Genomic DNA, 14,714 nt, shown 5'->3' on the forward strand with positions numbered 1-14,714 from the left:
ATACCACCCCGAGGGGGTGACACCAAGCAGGGCGATAAAAGGCCCTTTTTTATGGATTCAGGTGTTTAATTTAATAGGCATCAGCCAAGTGTTACTAAACGCCTTAAGGATGAGGTGACCATGAAACCGATTAGCGACATCAATACCCCTTCCGACATGTCCGCCTTCTGGATGCCCTTCACCGCCAACCAGCAGTTCAAGGCGGCGCCGCGCATCCTGAAATCGGCAGAGGGGATGTATTATCACTCAGAGGATGGCCGCAAGATACTGGATGGCACCGCCGGGCTCTGGTGTTGCAACGCGGGCCATGGTCGGCGCGAGATTGCCGAGGCTGTCTCCCAGCAGATCTCCCACCTCGATTTCGCCCCCACGTTCCAGATGGGCCACCCTCTGCCGTTCGAGCTGGCCAACCAGCTGGTGGAGATAGCCCCCAAGGGCTTCGGCCACGTCTTCTATACCAACTCAGGCTCGGAATCCGTCGATACGGCGCTCAAGATAGCGCTGGCCTGGCAGCGGGCGCGCGGTCAGGGCACCCGCACCCGACTCATAGGTCGCGAGCGCGGCTATCACGGGGTCGGTTTCGGCGGCATCTCGGTGGGGGGCATTCCCGGCAACCGCAAGTGGTTCGGCTCCCTGCTTGGGGGGGTGGATCATCTGCCCCACACCCTCAACATAGGGAAAAATGCTTTCACCAAGGGGCTGCCAGCGGAAGATCTCAGCCTGGCCGACGAGCTGGAGAAGATAGTCTTCCTCCATGATGCCAGCAACATAGCCGCCGTCATCGTCGAACCCATCGCCGGCAGTACCGGCGTCATCATGCCCCCCAAGGGCTACCTCAAGCGGCTGAGAGAGATCTGTACCAAACACGGCATCCTGCTGATCTTCGACGAGGTGATCACCGGCTTCGGCCGCCTGGGCTCCGCCTTTGCCGCCCAGGAGTTCGACGTCATCCCCGACCTTATCACCTGCGCCAAGGGGCTTACCAACGGCGCCATCCCCATGGGGGCCGTGCTGGTGCAGAACCACATCTATGACGACATGATGGCCGCCGGCAAGGGCGCCATCGAACTGTTCCACGGCTACACCTACTCGGGTCACCCTGTGGCCGCCGCCGCGGGTCTGGCGACCCTCGAGATCTACCGCAGCGAGAACCTGCTCCATCGCGCCGCGGATCTGGCTGGCTACTGGGAGGAGGCGGCGCATTCCCTCAAGGGCTGCAAGCATGTGAAGGATGTGCGCAACTACGGGCTGGTGGCGGGCATAGAGCTCGAATCCCTGCCGGATGCGCCGGGCAAGCGGGCCTACGAGGTGTTCGTGCGCTGCTTCGAGAAGGGGGCGCTTATCCGGGTGACCGGCGACATCATAGCCCTGTCGCCACCCCTCATCATCGAGCGCAGCGAGATCGACGACCTCTTCACCCTGCTGCAGGATGTCCTGCAGGCCCAGGACTGATACTTACCCTTTGTTGCATGGCGCCCGCCGGGTGCCCTCTTCCTGTGCCTGATGCCCACGGCCGCGCACAAGGATGACGCGAATGACCCATCACGGAGGATTTATGAGTTACAGGATCGACAATTTCATCGACGGCGAAACCACAGAGAGTCGCAGCGAGCGTTTCGGCGCCATCTTCGATCCGGCCACCGGCCAGCAGCAGGGCACTGTGGCCCTCTCCACCGCCGCCGAGTGCCTCGATGCCATCGCCAGCGCCGAGCGCGCCTTCGCCGACTGGTCCCAGACCCCGCCGCTGGTGCGGGCACGGGTGATGTTCCGCTTCAAGGAGCTGATGGAGCAGCACAGGGACGAGCTGGCCCGCCTCATCAGCCGCGAGCACGGCAAGGTCTTCTCCGACGCCCAGGGGGAGCTGACCCGGGGGCTGGAGGTGGTGGAGTTTGCCTGCGGCATTCCCCATCTACTCAAGGGGGAACACTCCCTCAACGTGGGCCGGGGGGTGGACAGCCACTCCATGATGCAGCCGGTGGGGGTGTGCGCCGGCATCACGCCGTTCAACTTCCCGGCCATGGTGCCGCTCTGGATGTTCCCGGTGGCGCTGGCCTGCGGCAACAGCTTCATCCTCAAGCCGTCCGAGAAGGATCCCTCCCTGGCCCTGCGCATGGCCGAGCTGCTCAAGCAGGCGGGCCTGCCGGACGGGGTGCTGAACGTGGTCAACGGCGACAAGGAGGTGGTGGACGTGCTGCTGACCGACCCGCGTGTACAGGCGGTGTCCTTCGTCGGCTCCACCCCCATAGCCCAGTACATCTATGCCACCGCCTCGGCCCACGGCAAGCGGGTGCAGGCCCTGGGCGGCGCCAAGAACCACATGCTGGTGATGCCGGATGCGGATCTCGATCAGGCGGTCTCCGCCCTGATGGGGGCGGCCTATGGCGCGGCCGGCGAGCGCTGCATGGCGATCTCGGTGGCTCTGGTGGTGGGTGATGCCACCGCCGATGCCCTGGTGGCCAAGCTCAAGCCGCTGGTGGAGGCGCTGCGGGTCGGGCCCGGCCTTGGTCCGATCCCGGAGAACGAGATGGGCCCCCTCATCAGCCGTGAGCACCTGGCCAAGGTGCGCGGCTACGTGGATCAGGGGGTGGCAGAGGGCGCCAGTCTGGTGGTCGATGGTCGCGGTGTCAGCCACGGTGAGGGCTACTTCATCGGCGGCAGTCTGTTCGACCGGGTCGGCCCCGAGATGCGCATCTACCGGGAGGAGATCTTCGGCCCAGTGCTCGCCATAGTGCGGGCGCCGGACTACGAGACGGCTCTGCACCTCATCAACGAACACGAGTACGGCAACGGCACCGCCATCTTTACCTGCGACGGGGATACGGCAAGGGACTTCACCACAAGGGTTCAGGTCGGTATGGTAGGGGTGAACGTACCCATACCTGTGCCAATGGCGTTTCACAGCTTCGGTGGCTGGAAGCGGTCCATCTTCGGGCCGCTCAACATGCACGGACCGGACGGGGTACGCTTCTATACCCGGATGAAGACGGTGACTGCACGCTGGCCCCAGAGCCTGCGGGCCGGCGCCGAGTTCTCCATGCCGACCATGAAATGATCTACATGCAGCAGCTAGCCCTGGCATGGCCCGGCGGAAGGAGTCCGCCGGCGTGTCCCGCTATCCCTGTGAAGGAGTAACAGATGCGACTGGGAATTCTCGATTGTGACCGGCTGGACCCCGACTTGGTTGGGAGTTTCGGCCCCGTTTACTCCGAGATGTTTATCAAGGGCTTCCGGGCGCTGGCCCCGGCGTTGGAATACAGGGTCTGGTCGGCGCTTGATGGGGAGCTGCCGAGCGACTTGAACGAGTGCGATGCCTGGCTCATCACAGGATCACGCCACGATGCCTACAGCGACATTCCCTGGATCCTGGCGCTGCGCGACTGGATCCGGCGGGCCCACGATGCCAACGTCAAGCTGGCTGGCATCTGCTTCGGCCATCAGGTGATCGCCCAGGCGCTGGGGGGAGAGGTGGTGAAGTCCACCAAGGGCTGGGGGCTCGGCGTCTCCGTCCACCCCATGCAGGAGGCGAAACCCTGGATGCAGCCGGGGCTGGAGACCATACGGATCCTGGCCAGTCACCAGGATCAGGTGGAGCAGCTGCCACCGGGGGCGACCCTGCTGGCGGGCAACGATTTTTGCCCGAACTTCATGTTCCTGCAGGGGGATCACATAGTCGCCATTCAGGGTCATCCGGAGTTCTCGGTGGAATACAACCGGGCGCTGATCGAGCGGCGGCGGGATCGGCTGCCCGACGAGCACTACCAGAGCAGCCTCTCCTCCCTGGAGGGGGAAGTGGACTCGGCCACCATGATGCAGTGGTTGCTGCAGTTCCTCGGCATGCTGCCGGTCGGCCCCGCAGTGCGCTGAGTGTCCGTTTGTCATATCCCCCCGGCAGATGCTAGATTTTGTAGCAAAATGAAGGATCAAGCGGTGATATGCCGAGTTCGGATGGTACACTGGCCGCCATTTGTGGCGGCCTTGTCCATCTGATGACAGCCGCGCCAGCCTGTGAGGGTGCAACCTTGAAACTACAGCAGTTGAAGTATCTGATCGCGGTGCGGGACCACAATCTCAACGTCTCCGTCGCTTCCGATGCGCTCTATACCAGCCAGCCTGGGGTGAGCAAGCAGATCGGCTTGCTGGAGAGCGAGCTGGGGGTGCGCATCTTCGAGCGTCGCGGCAAGCACCTGCACAGGATCACCCCGGTGGGGGAGGAGATCATCAAGTGCGCCGAGGCGATGCTCAACATCGAGGGCAAGATCAAGGCCATCTCCCGCGAGTACCTGGATCCGACCGTGGGCACCCTCAACATCCATACCACCCACACCATTGCGCGTTACCTGCTGCCCAAGAGCGTCACCTATTTCACCAAGAAGTACCCCAAGATCTCGTTCCACCTGCACCCGGTGATGTCGGCCACCAAGGAGCAGATCAGCAAGGGTTACTCGGATTTTTCCATCGTGGCCCACGAGATAGGCTTCGACAAGGAGCTGATCGCGCTGCCCGCCTACCTCTGGACCCTGTCGCTGGTAGTGCCGCAGGATCACCCCCTGGCCAAGGTGAAGAAACCGACCCTGGAGCAGCTCTGCCAGTACCCCATCCTCAGCTACGAGAGCGGCGCCACCGGGCGTCAGGTGCAGGACAGGGTGTTCCAGGCGGCCGGCCTCAGCCCCAACTACTACATGACTGTGATGGATGCGGGCGTCATCAAGCGCTACGTGGAGCTGGGCTTTGGCATCGGCATCATCTCATCCTTGGTGGCCAACGACCACGATGCCCCCAGCCTGGTGGCCATCAACCTAGAGCACCTGTTCGAGCCCTGCCCGGCCCAGCTCTGCTTCAGCAAGAGCATACTGCTGCAGAACTACATGTATGACTTCATCAGCTCCTTCTCCCCCCATCTCACCAAGGAGATGATCCAGAACGTGATGCAGCAGCCGACCCAGGCGCGCATCGACGAACTGCTGGTCGGGGTGGAGCTGCCCGTCTACTGAGTCGTCTTCCGTCATCGGTCCGGCGTCGCTGGATGCCGGACCCTGCCCGTCCTGCCGAGGTCCCTATGTCCCGCATCCTGCTGCTTGCCAATCTCAACTGTGATCATGTGCTCTCCCTGGCCGAACCCCTGGTCGCGGGGGCACGGATGCAATACGTGGATCAGGGGCGCAGGCTCGGCGGCGGCGCCGCCAACACCGGCATAGGGCTGGTGTGGGCGGGGCATGAGGTCATCATTGCCTCCCGCATCGGGCTGGACGAGACCGGCGACTGGCTGCTGGAGCAGGCGACGGGTCATGGACTGGACTGCTCCCACGTGGAGCGCTTTGGCGGCGAGACGGGGGAGCTGCTGGTGCTGGTGGACTCGACCGGGGAGCGCACCATTCTAAGGCGGCCGCGCCGCCCGGATCTGCCAGGCGACTTGCCGCTGGAGGGGGTGGATTGCCTCTATGTGAACTATCCGGGCACCGCCATCATCGGCTATATGCGCCAGATGCTCGCCAGAAGCTTCGTGGTGGCCCAGTACCCCAAGGGCGGCCAGGCCCGTCGTCCCTGCCACGTGCTGGTGGCCTCCCGCGCCGATCTCGCCGAGGTGGGCGATCCCTGGCGGCATGCCAGGGAGCTCGCAGGGGAGCAGCTCGAATGGCTGGTGCTGACCGAGGGCAAGGCGGGGGCCGTTGCCATCCACGGCGAGGAGCAGGTGCGGGTGGCGGCGCGGCCGGTTTCCGTGGTCGACACCACGGGGGCGGGGGATGCCTTCGCCGGCGGCCTTATCCACGGTCTGGCCCGCGGCATGGCGATGGGGGATGCCCTGCAGTGCGCGGTGGACTGGGGCGCCTTCGCGGTCGCCTCCGAGAGTTCCATCCCTTCCCAGGCCCTGAAAACCTGGCTGAAACATCCCCACTGACAGACTCTAACCGGCCCGCTAGCCGGACTGTGGCCCCCTGCCTGCCGATGGAATTTAGCCGCCGGAAATGGCCAAAACCCCGCCCCGAGCCGGCAAGTTTGCGATCAATCAAAGAAAGTGTCGATTTATGTACATCTTCGTCGACACCCGCCAGAGCTGCTCTTAACCTTGTCACTCCACGACCCGGCTGAAGAAGCGACACCTGTGCGGGCGCACGTGCAGTCTCACCTCTCTGGCCACTGGCTGTCGTCCTGATTTCTGGCTTGTAGTAAGAGGCAAGTGCGACCATGCAACTGACACGATTTACCGACTACGCCCTGCGTACCCTGACCTTTCTGGCTATCCAGCCCGGTGATCGCCTGTCGACCATCACGGAAGTGGCCGACACCTTCGCCATCTCCCGCAACCACGTGGTCAAGATAGTGCATCAGCTCGGCATCAAGGGGTACATCGAAACGGTACGTGGCAAGCATGGTGGCATCCGTCTCGGCCGCTCCGCCGTCTCCATCAACCTGCGCGATGTGGTGATGGACATGGAGCACGTGCTCTGCCCGGTGGACTGCAAGCGCGAGAACTGCCGCCTCTCCGGCGGCTGCCGCATCCAGGGCATACTGCGCCGCGCCATGAACGCCTTCCTCGAGGTGCTGGGGGAATACACCCTGGCGGATGCGGTGCGGGATCCGACCCGGCTGTGCCACCTGCTTGGCATCGAGCAGGACAATATCCTGACCATGGCCTGAGGGTCATGACGGTGAGAGGGCCCCTCGGGGCCCTTTTTGCTGTCTGGCATGCATGCCGGGGACGGACGTGAGTGCGTCGGGATGCCGGAGTCGTCAGAGCTGGGGGATCAGGGTGATGGCGCCGTGCAGGCAGGCGAGGCCGCAGGCGCCGCAACCGTCGCAGGCCGCCATGTTGACGCTCACCCCCTCGCTGCTGGCCTTGATGGCCTGCTGGGGGCAGGCATCCTCGCACAGCAGGCAGTAGAAGCCCTGACGGGCCTGACAGCTCGCCTCTATCCTGACCCGGGTCTGTACCTGGCGGCCGAGCCGCAGGTCCAGCGCCCCGGTGGGACAGGCTCTGGCGCAGCTGCCACAGTAGCTGCACTGGCCGCAGGCGAGATCCAGCACAGGGGTGCCGGCTATGGGGGTGCCGACATATTCGGGCTGGTCGGCGGGTTTGAGCAGACCGTTGGGGCAGGCCTTGAAGCACTCGCCGCAGCGGCGGCACAGAGCGAGGAATTGCGACTCTTCGATGGCCCAGGGCGGGCGCGCCTCGTGGCAAACCATGTCCGGTTTGCGGGAGCCCCCCAGTGCGTGCGTCAGCCAGCGACAGAAAAAATGAGTCATGCCCACCCCTATACCTATTAGGGGTTAATTTTATCCAGTTTTCCGCCGGCAAGCCAGAGAATAGCGCCGGCCAGGATCGCAAGCCGGGTTGCCCTTGTGTAAGCTAGGCGAGTCTTTTTGCGGGATCTGATGAACTCATGTGGTTATTTCTGTGGCGTGCTTCTCTGCTGTATATCTTCCCCCTGCTGATGTGGGCCTACTGCCGCATCAAGGAGATCGAGTTCACCGAGCTCGACACCGGGGTCAACAGTCACAAGTGGGTGGTGCTGGCCGCCTACCTCATCTATGTGCTGTTCTGGCTGCTGCTCAACCGTTATCTCGAACTCTTCCTGCGCCAGCGGAGCCGCCGATGATCGCCGCACGCGTTGATGTCCAGCACTTCCTGTGTCGGCGGAGTCGGCGATGATCCCGATGATGACCTGGCTGCCTGCCTTGCTGGCGGGTCTGCTGGCCCTGCTCCTCGGCTGGCTGGCGGGGCGTCGCACGGCCCGGGAGGAGACACTGCTCACCGAGGAGCGCCATCAGGCGTTGCAGGACAGGTTCGACGAGCTGCAGGATGAGAAGATGCTGGGCCAGCAGAAGCTGGAGCAGCAGCAGGCCCTGCTGCTCAAGCTCACCGCTCGCCTCAAGGATGCCGAAGCCACACTGCGCAGCGAGCGCATCGCCAGCGCCGAGAAGCTGCAACTGCAACAGCAGGCGGAGGCTCGCCTCAGCCAGCAGTTCGAGAACCTCGCCAACCGCATCTTCGAGCAAAACTCGGGTAACTTCCGCGAACTGAACCAGAACAGCCTGGATCTGCTGCTGACACCGCTCAAGGAGCAGCTCGAGGGTTTCCGTCGCCAGGTGGGGGAGACCCACGCTCAGGAGACGGCCCAGCGCCACAGCCTCAAGTTCGAGCTGGAGCGCCTCGCCGAGCTCAATGCCCGCATGACCGAAGAGGCCGCGGCCCTGACCCGGGCCCTCAAGGGGGACAGCAAGCAGCAGGGCAACTGGGGTGAGGTGGTGCTGGCCCGTATCCTCTCCGAGTGCGGCCTGCGAGAGGGCCACGAGTACCACACCCAGGTCAACATCGAGGTGGACAAGGGCAAGCGCTATCAGCCCGACGTCATCGTCCACCTGCCCCAAGACAAAGACATCATCATAGACGCCAAGGTGTCGCTGACCGCCTACGAGCGCTGGTACAACGCGGACGACGAGCTGGAGAAGGCGGTGGCGCTCAAGGAGCACGTTGCCTCGGTGCGCAACCACATCCGCGAGCTGGGCCGCAAGGATTACCAGCAGCTGCCCGGGGTGCGCACCCTGGACTATGTGCTGATGTTCGTGGCGGTGGAGCCCGCCTTCCTCACCGCCCTGGAGGCCGACCCCTCCCTGGTACGTTACGGGCTGGATCACAACATATTGCTGGTGAGCCCCAACAACCTGATGGTGGCGCTGCGCACCATAGAGAACCTGTGGCGCTACGAGCGGCAGAACCAGAACTCGCGCCAGATAGCGGAGCGGGCCGGCCGCCTCTACGAGAAGCTGCGGCTCTTCGTGGAGGAGATGCAGCAGATGGGGGGCAGCCTGCACAAGGCGCAGGAGAGCTACGACAAGGCGATGGGGCGGCTGGTCAACGGCCGTGGCAACCTGATCGCCCAGGTCGAGCGTTTTCGCGAGCTGGGAGTGGAGGTCACCAAGCCCCTGCCGGAGCCCCTGGTCAACCGCGCGCTGGAGCGGGAAGACTCCGCCGACTGAAGCAATGGCGACGGTCGAACGCAGACAAAAAGGGCAGCTCGCGGGCTGCCCTTTTTGTCATGGTTGTCCCGTCCTGAATATGGTTTACACCTTTCCCCCACATAAATGGAGAGCCCGATGGGACAAGCTGTGAAACGGACACAGCGCGATTACTCGCTGACTTTTAAACTGGCACTGGTCGAGCAGATTGAAAAAGGCGAGCTCACCTGCCAGCAGGCACAAGCCCGATACGGCATTCAGGGCAACGCCACCGTTCTGGTATGGTTGCGTAAACATGGTCGGCAAGATTGGAGCCAGGGGGCTTCTGTGCGCGCCGGCAGGAGCATCACCATGCCAGACCCCGACAACCAGACGCCCGAACAGCGCATCAAGGAGCTCGAGCAGCAGCTGGCGCTGATGAGCCAGAAGGCCCAGTTCTTTGAGGCCGTCGTCGATGTGCTGAAGAACGACTACGGCGTCTCCATCGTAAAAAAGCGACCCGGCAAGTTCTCTCGCAGCGGCAAGTCCAGAGGCTGACCATCGTCAGGGCTTGCCGGTTTCTGGGGATAAGCCGTCAGGCTTACTACAAGCGCAATCGGGTTGCCGACCTGCGCCATGCACAGGGGCTGCAAGTGGTGCGCTTCGTGCGCCAGGTCCGGTTACGCCAGCCACGGGTGGGCACCCGCAAGTTGCATTATCTGCTGCAGGGTCAGGATGATGGCGGGCTCAAGGTCGGGCGGGACAGGCTGTTTCAGATATTGGCCGAGCACCGCCTGCTGGTGCAGCCCAGGCGGGCGTATCACAAGACCACCCACAGCTTTCACCGTTTCTACCGTCATCCCAACTTGCTCAAGGCAGGGCCGGAGCTGGTCACGCCGGTGGCTCCGGAGCAAGTCTGGGTCGCCGACATCACCTATCTGCCAGCCAGGAGCGGGCCGCTGTACCTGAGCCTGGTGACGGATGCCTACTCACGCAAGATAGTGCGTCATCACGTGCACGAAGGGATGCACGCCGAGTCGGTGGCGATGGCGTTCAGACAAGCGCTGAAGCAACGGCGTGGCGGCGGGGAGCTAATCCATCACTCAGACCGCGGCGTGCAGTATTGCTCGGGTCTGTATCAGTCATTGCATGAGCGGCATGGTGTGCGGTGCTCGATGACGGATGGTTATGACTGTTACCAGAATGCGTTGGCGGAGCGGGTGAACGGAATTTTGAAAGGAGAGTTGCTGCTGCAAAGCCCGCAGGACCTGGCGCAAGCGCGGGAGATGGTGCGTGAGGCGGTGGATATTTACAACCTGGAGCGACCGCATCATGCGTTGAAATACAGAACCCCCGATGCGGTGCATCGGGGGTTCTGAGTCACGTGAAGCTAGACAAAAATGTGTAAACCTATTTCAGGACTAGACAGGTGATCCGCCACTCCGGCCTCATTGCCGCCAGAACGAGGGGAAGAAGATCACCGCCACCGTCAGGATCTCGAGCCGTCCCAGCAACATGCCGAACGACAGTATCCACTTGGCCGTATCCGGCAGACTGGCAAAGTTGGTGCTGGGGCCTATGACGGGCCCCATGCCGGGGCCCACGTTGGCCACCGCCGTGATGGAGCCCGAGATGGCGGTCAGGGGATCCAGGCCTATGGCGGCGAGCAGGGCGGCGATCAGCAAGATGATGGCGAAATAGGCCAGCACGAAGGAGATCATGGATCGGATGATGGCGTCGTTGACCGGACGGCCGTTGTATTTTTGCGGGAACACCGCAGAGGGGTGCATCAGCTGGCGCATCTGTTTCTTGAACAGGGCGAAGGCCACCTGTATCCGGAAGATCTTGAGCCCGCCGGCGGTAGAGCCGGAGCAGGCGCCGAGCGCCAGCAAGATGATGAAGATGATGCTGGTGAGCGGCCCCCAGGTGCCGAAGTCGCCGAGGCCATAGCCGGTGGTGGTGATCACCGAGACGATGTTGAAGCTGCTGATGCGCAGGGCATCCATAAAGCCGTAGATGTCCCGGACCCACAGATAGAAGGTAACGACGACGGTGACCCAGACCACCAGCCAGAAGAAGCCCTGGACCTGGGCATCCTTGAGCAGGCTGTTGTCACGGCGGGAGAGGGCTTGCACATAGAGCAGGAAGGGCAGGCCGCCGAGGAACATGAACAGGGTGCCAATCCAGTGCGCCGAGTTGGAAAAGTGGGACATGGACTGATCCGAGGTGGAATAGCCCCCGGTGCTCAGCGTCGTCATGGCGTGGTTGACCGCCTCGAACAGCGTCATGCCGCTCACCCAGTAGGCGAGGAAGCAGAGCATGGAGAGCACCAGATAGACCACCACTATGTTGTTGGCCACCGTCTTGGCGCGCGGTGCGCTCTTGTCTGACCAATCCGAGCTCTCGGTCTGGAACAGCTTCATGCCGCCGACGTTGAGGTAGGGCAGCACGGCCACCGCCATCACGATAAAGCCCACACCCCCCAGCCATTGCAAAATGGAGCGCCACAGCAAGATGCTGTGGGCCATGCCGTCCAGCCCGGACAGCACTGTGGATCCCGTGGTGGTGACCCCCGACATTGTCTCGAAGTAGGCATCGGTGAAGTCGATGTGGTTGATGAAGAAGAAGGGCAGGGCGCCGAAGATGCAGGCCACCACCCAGACCGAGGTGGTGAGCAGGAACATCTCCCGCACCCCGAGGTGAAACTCCACCTTGCGCCCATGGTGCAGGCAGAGCAGGGCGGCGCCGTGGGTGATCAGCACGGACTTGAGAAACTCGACGAAGCCCTCGGAACCGGTGAACAGCGCCAGCAGGGTGGGCAGCCACATGAAGAGGGCCAGCTTGGAGAGCACCAGCCCGAGGGTGAAGACGATGGGACGCAGCTTGATCATGCAAGATAACCTGGTCGTTGATTGAAAAAAGACCCGGACCTTCCCTCTGGGAAATGTCCGGGTCTGGATGTCGTAGCCTGTTGCATGGAGGACTTACAGGAAGAAAGGACTGGGCTGGAACAGGCGTTCCACTTCCGGGATGTACTTCTTGTCCACCAGGAACATCACCACGTGGTCATCCTGCTGGATCTGGGTGCGATCGTGAGCGATCAGCACCTCATCTCCCCGTACGACTGCGCCTATGGTGGTGCCCGGCGGCAGCTTGAGCTCACCTACCGTCTTGCCCACCACCTTGGAGGTGTTCTCGTCACCGTGGGCTATGGCCTCGATGGCCTCGGCCGCCCCGCGGCGCAGGCTGTAGACGTTGGCGATGTCGGCACGGCGCACATGGGTCAGCAGGGCCGAGATGGTGGCCTGCTGGGGCGAGATGGCGATGTCGATGGAGCCGCCTTGCACCAGATCCACGTAGGCACCGCGCTGGATCAGCACCATTGTCTTCTTGGCACCCATCTTCTTGGCGAGCAGGGCCGACATGATGTTGGCCTCGTCCTCGTTGGTCACCGCGATGAAGACGTCGATCTGATCGATGTGCTCCTCCGCCAGCAGTTCCTGATCCGCCGCGTCGCCGCAGAAGACTATGGTGTTTTCCAGGTTCTCCGAGAGCTGCTCCGCCCGCTTCTGGTTGCGCTCTATGAGCTTGACGCTGTAGCGCTTCTCCAGCTGGCGGGCGAGTCCGGCGCCTATGTTGCCCCCCCCGACTATCATGATGCGGCGATAGGGGCTCTCGAGGCGTTGCAGCTCCGACATCACGGCCCGGATGTGGCCGGCGGCGGCGACGAAGAACACCTCGTCATCCGCCTCTATGATGGTGGTGCCTTGCGGGCGGATGGAGCGGCCCTGGCGGAAGATGGCGGCGACCCGGGTCTCTATGTTCGGCATGTGATCCCGCAGGGTGGAGAGGGCATTGCCCACCAGGGGGCCGCCGTAGTAGGCCTTGACCGCCACCAGACCCACCTTGCCGCCTGCAAAATCAACCACCTGCAGCGCGCCAGGATACTCGATGAGGCGACGTACATAGTCGGTCACCAGCTGCTCGGGGGCGATCAGGTGGTCCACAGGCACGGATTCCGGCAGGAACAGGCGATCCCGCTCCACCAGATAGGCGGGGGAGCGGATGCGCGCCACCTTGTTCGGGGTGTTGAACAGGGAGTAGGCCACCTGACAGGCGATCATGTTGGTCTCGTCACTGTTGGTGACCGCGACCAGCATGTCCGCATCCTGGGCCCCCGCCTCGCGCAGCACCCTGGGGTGGGCGCCGTGACCGTTCACCACCCGCAGGTCGAACTTGTCCTGCAGCTCCCGCAGGCGGTCGCTGTCGGTGTCGACTATGGTGATGTCGTTGTTCTCGCCGGCGAGGTTTTCCGCCAGGGTGCCACCCACCTGACCCGCACCCAGAATGATGATTTTCATATGGACATCTTACTCAAGATTGTTGCTTCGAAACGAGGCAAGCCAGCCTGCCGCCCGGACTCATCATCCGGCTGCCCGGCCTACAGCTTGATCAGCTTGGCATAATAGAAGCCGTCCATCTCCGCCTCGCCGGGCAGGAACTGGCGACCCGGGCAATCCGGGTTGTCCTGCTCGTGCAGCGGCACCAGACGGGCATCCTTGGTGTCAGCCAGGAAGGCGCGGATCTGGTCGCGGTTCTCTTCCGGCAGCACAGAGCAGGTGGCATAGAGCAGGGTGCCGCCGCTTTTGAGCTTGCCCCAGAGGGCGTTCAGAATGCGGCGCTGCAGCTCGGCCAGCTCGCGGATGTCCTGATCCCGGCGCAGCCACTTGATGTCCGGGTGGCGGCGGATGACGCCGGTGGCGGAGCAGGGGGCATCCAGCAGGATGCGATCGAACTGACCCTCTGGCCACCACTGGTCCGGCGTGCTGGCATCCCCGTGGATCACCCGGGCGGTGAGGCCGATGCGATCCAGGTTCTCCTGCACCCGGGTGAGGCGGTGCTCGTCCGCATCCACGGCTACCACACCGGCGAGGGCGGGTTGCAGCTCCAGCAGGTGGGCGGTCTTGCCGCCGGGGGCGGCGCAGGCGTCCAGCACCCAGTCACCGGGTTGGGGATCGAGCAGACGGGCGGCCTGCTGGGCGGCACCGTCTTGCACCGAGCAGTCACCGGTTTCGAAACCGGGCAGCTTGGTCACGTCGCAAGGGCGCTCCAGCAGGATGCAATCCTCACCCTCTTCGCCGGCCACCGCATTGATGCCCACTTCGGCCATGCGGGCGAGCATCTGCTCGCGGCTCTGGCGCTGGCTGTTGTTGCGGATCCACATGGGGGGGCGCTGGTTGTTGGCCTCCATGATGAATTCCCAATCCTCGGGATAGGCCTGACGCAGGCGCTTGGTGATCCACTCGGGATGGCCGAGACGAATGCTGGGCACCCGGTCGATGCGCAGCAGTATGACTTCGGCGCTGCGCTGGAAGTTGCGCAGCACGCCGTTGATGAGGCCGCGCAGTGAGGTGCCCTTGAGCAGCTTGACGGCATTGACGGTCTCGGCCACGGCGGCATGAGCCGGAATGCGGGTGTAGATGAGCTGATAGAGACCGACCAGGATCAGATAGTGGAAGATGCGGCTCTTGTTCTTGAGCGGCTTGTCCATCATCTCGCTCACCGCCGCGTCGAGGCGGGGCAGCCAGCGCAGGGTGCCGTAGCAGAGTTCTTGCAGGAGGGCGCGATCGCGAGGCGCCACCTTCTCCTGGGCAGCAGGCAGAACAGCGGAGAGGGATTGGCCCTGATCCAGCACCTGTTGAATAACGAGAGCGGCCTGTGCACGTGTTTTCATAGAGTTACCTTAGATGCGCAAGTCGGGGCCTGGGCCCCGCTTGTGT

The 14,714-nt window shown here is 63.3% G+C and carries 13 protein-coding genes; 9 read left to right on the forward strand and 4 right to left on the reverse strand.

From position 1 onward, the window contains the following. Positions 1-120: 120 nt before the first annotated feature. The 6 genes from Aeroheme_RS00805 to Aeroheme_RS00830 all read left to right on the forward strand — a co-directional run bounded on the left by Aeroheme_RS00805 (position 121) and on the right by Aeroheme_RS00830 (position 6,636). The gene (locus Aeroheme_RS00805) at positions 121-1,452 is read left to right on the forward strand and encodes an aspartate aminotransferase family protein (protein ID WP_408847550.1); all 1,332 of its coding nucleotides are present in this window, start codon (positions 121-123) and stop codon (positions 1,450-1,452) included. Positions 1,453-1,555: 103 nt separating this feature from the next. Then, a complete protein-coding gene (locus tag Aeroheme_RS00810; protein WP_411166532.1) occupies positions 1,556-3,052 on the forward strand; it encodes a CoA-acylating methylmalonate-semialdehyde dehydrogenase in 1,497 nt (498 codons plus the stop codon). A gap of 83 nt (positions 3,053-3,135) precedes the next feature. Further along, complete coding sequence (locus Aeroheme_RS00815) at positions 3,136-3,864, forward strand: glutamine amidotransferase-related protein (RefSeq protein ID WP_042650122.1); 729 nt, start codon at positions 3,136-3,138, stop codon at positions 3,862-3,864. 155 nt (positions 3,865-4,019) lie between these two features. Further along, on the forward strand, positions 4,020-4,991 hold the full coding sequence (locus Aeroheme_RS00820) for a LysR substrate-binding domain-containing protein (RefSeq protein WP_205642732.1): 972 nt from the start codon (positions 4,020-4,022) through the stop codon (positions 4,989-4,991). A 65-nt stretch (positions 4,992-5,056) separates the two neighbouring features. Continuing rightward, positions 5,057-5,896, forward strand: a complete 840-nt coding sequence (locus tag Aeroheme_RS00825; RefSeq protein ID WP_106885274.1) for a PfkB family carbohydrate kinase — start codon at positions 5,057-5,059, stop codon at positions 5,894-5,896. 287 nt (positions 5,897-6,183) lie between these two features. Beyond that, positions 6,184-6,636, forward strand: a complete 453-nt coding sequence (locus Aeroheme_RS00830; RefSeq protein ID WP_005326180.1) for an Rrf2 family transcriptional regulator — start codon at positions 6,184-6,186, stop codon at positions 6,634-6,636. A 93-nt stretch (positions 6,637-6,729) separates the two neighbouring features. Here the strand turns inward: Aeroheme_RS00830 and Aeroheme_RS00835 are convergent, their stop codons facing one another. Continuing rightward, a complete protein-coding gene (locus Aeroheme_RS00835) occupies positions 6,730-7,242 on the reverse strand; it encodes a ferredoxin-type protein NapF (RefSeq protein ID WP_025325330.1) in 513 nt (170 codons plus the stop codon). Positions 7,243-7,379: 137 nt separating this feature from the next. On the opposite strand from Aeroheme_RS00835, the gene Aeroheme_RS00840 reads away from it, so the two are divergent. From Aeroheme_RS00840 to Aeroheme_RS00850, 3 genes are all read left to right on the forward strand, one after another. Beyond that, the gene (locus Aeroheme_RS00840; protein ID WP_025325331.1) at positions 7,380-7,595 is read left to right on the forward strand and encodes a hypothetical protein; all 216 of its coding nucleotides are present in this window, start codon (positions 7,380-7,382) and stop codon (positions 7,593-7,595) included. A 49-nt stretch (positions 7,596-7,644) separates the two neighbouring features. Continuing rightward, a complete protein-coding gene (gene rmuC, locus Aeroheme_RS00845; RefSeq protein WP_411166533.1) occupies positions 7,645-8,976 on the forward strand; it encodes a DNA recombination protein RmuC in 1,332 nt (443 codons plus the stop codon). A 117-nt stretch (positions 8,977-9,093) separates the two neighbouring features. Further along, a protein-coding gene (locus Aeroheme_RS00850; RefSeq protein ID WP_411166534.1) for an IS3 family transposase occupies positions 9,094-10,313 on the forward strand; the annotation gives its coding sequence in 2 pieces (ribosomal slippage) (positions 9,094-9,442 and positions 9,442-10,313; 1,221 coding nt in all). 69 nt (positions 10,314-10,382) lie between these two features. On the opposite strand, the gene Aeroheme_RS00855 is transcribed toward Aeroheme_RS00850, so the two are convergent. The 3 genes from Aeroheme_RS00855 to rsmB all read right to left on the reverse strand — a co-directional run bounded on the left by Aeroheme_RS00855 (position 10,383) and on the right by rsmB (position 14,668). Next, on the reverse strand, positions 10,383-11,825 hold the full coding sequence (locus tag Aeroheme_RS00855; RefSeq protein ID WP_411166535.1) for a TrkH family potassium uptake protein: 1,443 nt from the start codon (positions 11,823-11,825) through the stop codon (positions 10,383-10,385). Positions 11,826-11,918: 93 nt separating this feature from the next. Next, positions 11,919-13,295 (reverse strand): Trk system potassium transporter TrkA, encoded by a 1,377-nt coding sequence (trkA, locus tag Aeroheme_RS00860; protein ID WP_025325334.1) that lies wholly within the window; start codon positions 13,293-13,295, stop codon positions 11,919-11,921. Positions 13,296-13,375: 80 nt separating this feature from the next. Continuing rightward, a complete protein-coding gene (gene rsmB / locus Aeroheme_RS00865) occupies positions 13,376-14,668 on the reverse strand; it encodes a 16S rRNA (cytosine(967)-C(5))-methyltransferase RsmB (RefSeq protein WP_289981889.1) in 1,293 nt (430 codons plus the stop codon). Positions 14,669-14,714: the final 46 nt, after the last annotated feature.

The organism is Aeromonas sp. DSM 116730 (assembly GCF_046581335.1).
GTDB classification, from domain to species: Bacteria; Pseudomonadota; Gammaproteobacteria; order Enterobacterales; family Aeromonadaceae; genus Aeromonas; species Aeromonas rivipollensis.

What these genes read in the sequence shown, in the direction of transcription:
- Aeroheme_RS00810 (WP_411166532.1), top strand. Translation starts at nt 1,556, where the DNA reads ATGAGTTACAGGATCGACAATTTCATCGACGGCGAAACCACAGAGAGT.
- Aeroheme_RS00840 (WP_025325331.1), top strand. Translation starts at nt 7,380, where the DNA reads ATGTGGTTATTTCTGTGGCGTGCTTCTCTGCTGTATATCTTCCCCCTG.
- rmuC (WP_411166533.1), top strand. Translation starts at nt 7,645, where the DNA reads ATGATCCCGATGATGACCTGGCTGCCTGCCTTGCTGGCGGGTCTGCTG.
- Aeroheme_RS00805 (WP_408847550.1), top strand. Translation starts at nt 121, where the DNA reads ATGAAACCGATTAGCGACATCAATACCCCTTCCGACATGTCCGCCTTC.
- trkA (WP_025325334.1), bottom strand. Translation starts at nt 13,295, where the DNA reads ATGAAAATCATCATTCTGGGTGCGGGTCAGGTGGGTGGCACCCTGGCG.
- rsmB (WP_289981889.1), bottom strand. Translation starts at nt 14,668, where the DNA reads ATGAAAACACGTGCACAGGCCGCTCTCGTTATTCAACAGGTGCTGGAT.
- Aeroheme_RS00830 (WP_005326180.1), top strand. Translation starts at nt 6,184, where the DNA reads ATGCAACTGACACGATTTACCGACTACGCCCTGCGTACCCTGACCTTT.
- Aeroheme_RS00825 (WP_106885274.1), top strand. Translation starts at nt 5,057, where the DNA reads ATGTCCCGCATCCTGCTGCTTGCCAATCTCAACTGTGATCATGTGCTC.
- Aeroheme_RS00855 (WP_411166535.1), bottom strand. Translation starts at nt 11,825, where the DNA reads ATGATCAAGCTGCGTCCCATCGTCTTCACCCTCGGGCTGGTGCTCTCC.
- Aeroheme_RS00815 (WP_042650122.1), top strand. Translation starts at nt 3,136, where the DNA reads ATGCGACTGGGAATTCTCGATTGTGACCGGCTGGACCCCGACTTGGTT.
- Aeroheme_RS00835 (WP_025325330.1), bottom strand. Translation starts at nt 7,242, where the DNA reads ATGACTCATTTTTTCTGTCGCTGGCTGACGCACGCACTGGGGGGCTCC.